This is a genomic window from Streptomyces sparsus (assembly GCF_054776295.1).
Window position 1 is genome coordinate 1 of sequence record NZ_BAAHCA010000340.1, and the last position, 4,827, is coordinate 4,827.

2 protein-coding genes are annotated in these 4,827 nt (G+C 72.8%); one reads left to right on the forward strand and one right to left on the reverse strand.

Annotated elements, in window-relative coordinates; genetic code table 11:
• Window positions 1–446, reverse strand: a 446-nt coding sequence (eccD, locus tag ACYVE9_RS15895; protein WP_461028507.1) for a type VII secretion integral membrane protein EccD, incomplete at its 3' end; no start/stop codon positions are given.
• A gap of 300 nt (window positions 447–746) precedes the next feature.
• Between eccD and eccCa the strand changes: the two genes are divergently transcribed.
• Entirely contained in the window at window positions 747–4,748 is a 4,002-nt protein-coding gene (gene eccCa, locus ACYVE9_RS15900) for a type VII secretion protein EccCa (protein WP_461028508.1), read from the forward strand.
• Window positions 4,749–4,827 lie beyond the last annotated feature (79 nt).

Sequence of the window (4,827 nt, forward strand, 5' to 3'; positions counted from 1 at the left end):
CGCGTCCCGGTGTGCGGTGCGGGGAGCGCGAGGACGACCCGCCCGGCCAGCAGCGCGGCCACCGCGACACCGCACAGCGTGCGCCGGCCCGCGGTGGGCCCCCAGCCGTGGGGGCGGCCGTTCATGGTCGTGGAGATGCCGTCCACCAGGTCGTCGAGGTGGACCTCGGGCAGTGCCTCGGTACGGGGCCTGAGGTAGACGGTCTCTCCGTCGCGCAGGTCGTACGAGTCGAGGGTGCGCTCCTCGTCGAGCGGCAGCCCGCCCAGGCGTTGCAGGACCCAGCCCCCGTGTTCGATGCCCTTCTCGGCGAGGTCGTCGCCCGCGTAACCGAGGACGGCCGGCAGCAGATCGGCCACGGGCACGTCGGCGGGGACGGCGAGGTCGATGGTCCGGGCGGGAGCACGGACGGTCAGGCGGCACAGTCCGGCCACCTGGGTGTCGGTCATGGGGGCCTCTCTCCGGGGGCGCGGTCACCGTGCGGCACGGGCGCTCGCGCGCAGCCGAGTGCGGCTGAACAAACGTCACTCCCCGAGGTGTTGGGGGACGTGTGACGGATCGTAAGCACGATGATCCGCCTCCCGCCGCTCACGGGAAGGGATGACGGCCGACTCTCCGTCAGCGTTCACGGACGCGTCCCCGTGCGTTGCCCGTCCGTTCACGGCCCCCGGTCCATGCTTTCGTCGCACTCGTGTGTGACCGCTCCGTACGAGCGGTCCGTACAGAACGATGGAGACCCTTCCTTGAGCGTGGTCCTGTTCCGTCGGCCGGCCCGCCGTCGCGGTCCGGAGATGCCCGACGGTGAGCTGAGCCTGCAGGAACCGCCCACACTGCCCGAGGTCGTCCCGGACTCCTCGGCCGTCTGGACCTACCTCCCGATGGCCCTCATGTCCGTCTCGATGATGCTGATGTTCATGCGCCCCGGCATGACCAAGGGCAGCGGTGGCTTCATCTACCTCGCCCTGGGCCTGATGGTCCTGTCGACCGGGGCGATGATGGTCGGCCAGGCCATGCGCAGGAGCAGCGAGCGCAAGGAGCGGCTCAAGGGTGAACGCCGCGACTACCTGCGCTACCTGGGCCAGACCCGGCGCAAGGTCAGGGCGGCCGTCGTCGACCAGCAGCGCGCCCTGGCCTGGCGTCACCCCGACCCGGCGTCCCTGTGGTCGATGGTGGGCTCCACCCGGCTGTGGGAACGCCGCCCGCAGGACGAGGACTTCGGCGAGGTCCGGGTGGCCGTCGGCGAGCAGAAGCTGGGCCTGCGGCTGACGCCGATGTCGACCAGCCCCGTGGAGGACCTGGAGCCGCTCGCCGCGCACGCCCTGCGCAGCTTCATCCGCGCGTACGCGACCGTGCCCGAGCAGCCCATCGCCATCTATCTGCGCGCCTGGGCGCGGGTGTTGTTCCGGGGCGAGGAGGAGCACATCCGGTCGGTGGCGCGCGCGATGGTGGCCCAGTTGGTCACCTTCCACGCTCCGGACGACGTGTGGGTCGCCCTGTGCGTGTCCGACGAGCGGCGGCCGGACTGGGAGTGGGCCAAGTGGCTCCCGCACCACATGCACCCCCAGGAGAGCGACGGCGCCGGCCCGGCCAGGATGTCCGGGGCGGCGTTCAACGAGCTGGAGGACCTGCTCGGCGCCGAGTTCCTGGAACGTCCGCCGTTCGACCCGGACGCCGCCGCCGGTCGGGAGGAGCCGTTCACCGTGATCGTCGTGGACGGCGGCACCGTCCCGGCGGGCCACCGGCTGGACGGGCCCGGGCTCCGCAACACCGTGGTCCTCGACCTGTCCGGGGCCCTGACCTGGCGCCCCGGCCGGGTCACCCTCCGCTTCGACGTGACCGCCGACTCCTTCGGTCTCGTCCGGACCGACCGCGACCGCAAGGAGCAGACGACGCTGCTCGGCCGCCCCGACCGTTTCGGTCCGACCGGCGCCGCCGCCCTGGCCAGGCGCCTCTCCCCGTACCGCATGGGGACCGGCACCGACACGGGCGAGCCGCTCGCCACCAACGTGGAACTGACCGCCCTGCTCGGCATCGGCGACCTGTACCGCCACGATCCGCCCGGGCTCTGGCAGCGGAACACCGGCCCCGCCCGGCTGCGGGTGCCGATCGCGGTCGGCGCGGACGGCACCCCGGTGGAGCTCGACATCAAGGAGTCCGCGCAGGGCGGGTCCGGCCCGCACGGAATGCTGATCGGCGCCACCGGCTCCGGCAAGAGCGAGCTGCTGCGGACGCTGGTCCTGGCGCTGGCGCTCACCAACTCCTCCGAGACGCTCAACTTCGTCCTGGTCGACTTCAAGGGCGGCGCCACCTTCCTCGGGCTGGACGAACTGCCCCACACCTCCGCCGTGATCACCAACCTCGCGGGCGAAGCCGCCCTGGTCTCCCGGATGCAGGACGCATTGCACGGCGAACTGATCCGCCGCCAGGAGCTGTTGCGCAGCGCCGGCAACTACGCCTCCGCGCTGGACTACGAGAAGGCGCGCGCCGCCGGCACCCCGCTCGCCCCGCTGCCCAGCCTCTTCGTGGTCGTCGACGAGTTCAGCGAACTGCTGTCCGCGCACCGGGACTTCATGGAGCTCTTCGTGATGATCGGCCGGCTCGGGCGCAGCCTCGGGGTGCACCTGCTGCTGGCCTCGCAGCGGCTCGACGAAGGCCGCATGCACCAGCTGGAGAGCCATCTCTCGTACCGCATCGGCCTGCGCACGTTCTCGGCGATGGAGAGCCGTGGCGTCCTCGGGGTGCCGGACGCCTACCAGCTCCCGCCCCAGCCGGGCAGCGGCTATCTCAAGTCGGGCGTCGAGGCGCTGACCCGGTTCCGCGCCGCCTATGTGTCGGGCCCCTACCGGCAGCGCGCCGACGGGGCGAACCAGGCGAGGGTGGCCAGCCAGACCGTGCCCTGGACGACGGGTTACGTCGTGCCGCGCCACCTGCCCGCCGCGCCCGATCCCGCACCCGAGGCGGACGAGACCGGCGACACGCTGCTGTCCGTCGCCGTGGGCCGGCTGCTGGGCGCGGGCCCGCCCGCGCACCAGGTCTGGCTCCCGCCGCTCGGACTGCCCCCGACGCTCGACCAGATCCTGCCGCCCCTCACCCCCGACGCCGCCCTGGGACTCACGACGGTCGGCTGGGAGGGGCGCGGCCGGCTGCGGGTGCCGATCGGTGTCGTCGACCGGCCCTTCGACCAGCTCCGCGACCTGCTCCAGGTCGACCTGGCCGGTTCCGGCGGGCACGTGGCCGTCGCCGGCGGTCCGCAGAGCGGCAAGAGCACCATGGTCCGCACGATCCTGACGTCTCTGGCACTCACCCACACCCCGGACGAGGTGCAGTTCTACTGCCTCGACTTCGGTGGCGGCACCCTGGCGTCGCTGGCGGGCCTGCCCCACACCAGCGGGGTCGCGGCCCGCCTCGACACCGAACGCGTCGGCCGCACCATCGCCGAGGTCAACACCCTGATGGCGGCCCGAGAGCGCTTCTTCCTGGAGCACGGCGTCGACTCCATGGCGACGTTCCGTCGCCGTCGCGCGGCCGGGGAGTTCCCCGAGGAACGGCACGGCGACGTCTTCCTCGTCATCGACGGCTGGTCGACGGTGCGGCAGGACTACGACCACCACATCAGCACCTTCAACGCGATAGCGGCGCGCGGACTGAACTACGGCATCCACCTGATCGTCACCACCGCCCGCTGGGTGGAGCTGTCCTCGGCCGTGCGCGACCAGGCGGCCACCCATCTGGAGCTGCGGATGGGCGACCCCATGGACTCCGGGATCGACATGCGCCGGGCCGCCACCGTCCCCCGCACCCCCGGACGGGGCCTGACCCGCGAGGGCAAGCTGCACTACCTGACGGCGCTGCCCCGAATCGACGGCGTGGAGGGCGCCGACGACCTCGCCGAGGGCGTGACGGGACTGGTCGCCGCCCTCCAGGAGTCCTGGTCCGGCCCGCCCGCACCGCCGGTACGCATGCTGCCGGCCGCCCTGCCTGCCTCGGAACTCCCCTCCGCGCACGGCGACTTCCGGATGCCGCTCGGTCTGGAGCAGGAGGAGCTCTCCACGGTCTGGCACGACTTCAGCGAGAGCCCGCACATGATCGTGGTGGGCGACAGCGAGAGCGGGAAGACCAACCTGCTGCGGCTGGCGGCCAAGGCCGTCATGGACCGCTACACCCCGGCCGAGGCCCGGATCATGGTGGTCGACTACCGCCGCGAGCTGGTGGAGGCGGTTCCCGACGCCTACCGGCTGGGCCACGCCGTCTCCATCGACGCCCTCAAGGACCTCGTCGACGGCGCGTCCCGCGCGGTGAGGACCCGGGTGCCGGGGCCCGACATCGCACCCGCCCGGATGCGGCTGTGCGACTGGTGGACGGGCCCTCGGCTCTTCGTCCTCGTCGACGACTACGACATGCTGGGCACCGGGCCGATGAACGCGCCGTTCGATCCGCTCCTGGACCAGCTGGCGCTCGGCTGGGAGGTCGGGCTGCACCTGATCGTCGCCCGCTCGGCGGCCGGAGCGGGCCGGGGGCTCAGCGACCATCTGATGCGCAGGCTCCAGGAGGTCAACACCCCCGGTCTGCTGCTGTCCTGCCCGCCCTCGGAGGGTTACGTCTTCGGCAACGTCAAGGGCCGCAACCTCCCGCCCGGCCGCGCCACCCGCATCGCCCGCCGCAAGACGGTGCAGATGCAGACGGCCCTGCTGGACGCACCTGGCGGTCAGGGCCCCCGTCCGGATCGGGCCGGGCAGGGGAACGGGCGCTGATCGACGCCAACGCCGCGAGGTGCGGCACGCAGCGCCGCGAGGTGCGGCACTCGACGCCCCTGGGCCGGGCGCGACGCCC